Origin of the sequence: Mesorhizobium sp. (assembly GCF_024509055.1) — a bacterium.
GTDB lineage: Bacteria > Pseudomonadota > Alphaproteobacteria > Rhizobiales > Rhizobiaceae > Mesorhizobium.
In genome coordinates, this window is the sequence record NZ_JANINM010000304.1 from 1 (window position 1) to 1,969 (window position 1,969).

A 1,969-nucleotide genomic window follows, 5' to 3' on the forward strand; every position below is an offset into this window, starting at 1 on the left:
CGGCAACACCGCGCTACCGAAACCCAGCTTTTCGGCCTCTTTGAGGCGCTGCTGCGCATGCGCAACCGGCCTCACCGCGCCCGACAGGCTGATTTCGCCGAAATAGACGCAATCGGCGGGAAGGGCAAGACCGGTGAGCGAGGAAACCAGTGCCGCTGCAACCGCCAGATCGGCGGCTGGCTCGCTGATGCGGTAGCCGCCGGCGACGTTGAGATAGACGTCGTGCTGGCCGAACCGCACGCCGCAATGCGCCTCCAGCACGGCCAGCACCATCGAGAGGCGTGAGCCGTCCCAGCCGACGACCGCGCGGCGCGGCGTGCCGAGCGAGGAGGGCGCCACCAGCGCCTGGATTTCTACCAGCACCGGCCGCGTGCCTTCCATGCCGGCGAAAACCGCGGCGCCCGGCGACTTTGCGTGCCGTTCGCCGAGGAACAGCTCGGAGGGGTTGGAGACCTCGCGCAGGCCCTTGTCGGACATTTCGAAGACGCCGATCTCGTCGGTCGGCCCGAAGCGGTTTTTCACCGTGCGCAGGATCCGGAAGTGATGGTTGCCTTCGCCCTCGAAGTAAAGCACGCCGTCGACCATATGCTCGACCACGCGCGGACCGGCGATCTGGCCTTCCTTGGTGACGTGGCCGACGAGCACGATCGCGGCACCTGTGGATTTCGCATAGCGGATCATCGCCTGGGCGGCCGCGCGCACCTGCGTGACGGTGCCCGGCGCCGAATCGGCGAGGTCGGTCCACAGCGTCTGTATGGAATCGAGGATGACCAGGTCCGGCCGCTTGCCGTCCGCGATCGTGGCCAGGATATCCTCGACATTGGTCTCGGCCGCGAGTTCGACCGGCGTCGAGGCGACGCCGAGGCGCTGGGCCCTCAGCCTGATCTGCGCGACGGCCTCTTCGCCCGACACGTAGACGATGCGGTGGCCCTTGGAGGCAAGTGCAGCGGCGGCCTGCGTCAGCAGCGTCGACTTGCCGATGCCCGGATCGCCGCCGACCAGCAGCGCCGAACCGCGCACGAAGCCGCCGCCGGTGGCGCGGTCGAGCTCGCCGATGCCCGAGACGATGCGCGGCGCGTCCTCGATGTCGCCGTCAAGGCTGGTGAGCACCACGGCGCGGCCCTTGCGGGCGTTGCGCGTGGTTGCAGGCCCGGAGCCGATGCCGCCGGCCGTGCCTTCCTCGACCAGTGTGTTCCACTCGCCGCAGGAATCGCATTTGCCAGCCCAGCGCTGGTGCACCGAGCCGCAATTCTGGCAGATGAACTGAACGCGCGATTTGGCCATCAGGTAAGGCCCGCGACAACTGGATAAGCTGGCGGGACAGCACCCCCCTCTGGCCTGCCGGCCATCTCCCCCTCAAGGGGGGAGATCAGCGGTTTCGACCCTGCCACCCATCCTGCAACGCTGGTGATTGGCGAAAGCCAACGCGGCATCCAATCTCCCCCCTTGAGGGGGAGATGTCCGGCAGGACAGAGGGGGGTGCGAAGGAATGAGGCGTTTCCCAAAAGCTACTCACCGAACCTTTCGGGCAGATGATGCTCCTCGGCCAGATCGGAGAAGCGCGTGAACTCGCCATGGAAGGCGAGGCTGACCGTGCCGGTCGGTCCGTGGCGCTGCTTGGCCACGATCACCTCGGCCTTGCCGCGCGCTTCGTTCATCTCGTTTTCCCACTTCACATATTCCTCGGTGCCGAGCTTCGGCTCGCGGTTCTTGAGGTAATATTCCTCGCGGTAGACGAAGATCACCACGTCGGCGTCCTGCTCGATGGAGCCGGATTCGCGCAAGTCCGAGAGCTGCGGGCGCTTGTCGTCGCGGCTTTCGACCTGGCGCGAGAGCTGGGATAGAGCGATGATCGGCACGCCGAGCTCCTTGGCGAGCGCCTTGAGGCCGGTGGTGATCTCGGTGATTTCCTGCACGCGGTTCTGCGAGGCCTTGGCGCTCGAACCCTGCATCAGCTGGATATAGTCGA

The 1,969-nt window shown here is 66.5% G+C and carries 2 protein-coding genes; both read right to left on the reverse strand.

The genetic code is table 11. The features are described 5' to 3' along the window. A partial coding sequence (gene radA / locus Q0L57_RS13865; RefSeq protein WP_296743508.1) for a DNA repair protein RadA occupies window positions 1–1,284 on the reverse strand: 1,284 nt, incomplete at its 3' end. 224 nt (window positions 1,285–1,508) lie between these two features. After that, the coding region (locus tag Q0L57_RS13870) for a DnaB-like helicase C-terminal domain-containing protein (RefSeq protein ID WP_296743509.1) at window positions 1,509–1,969 on the reverse strand (461 nt) is incomplete at its 5' end.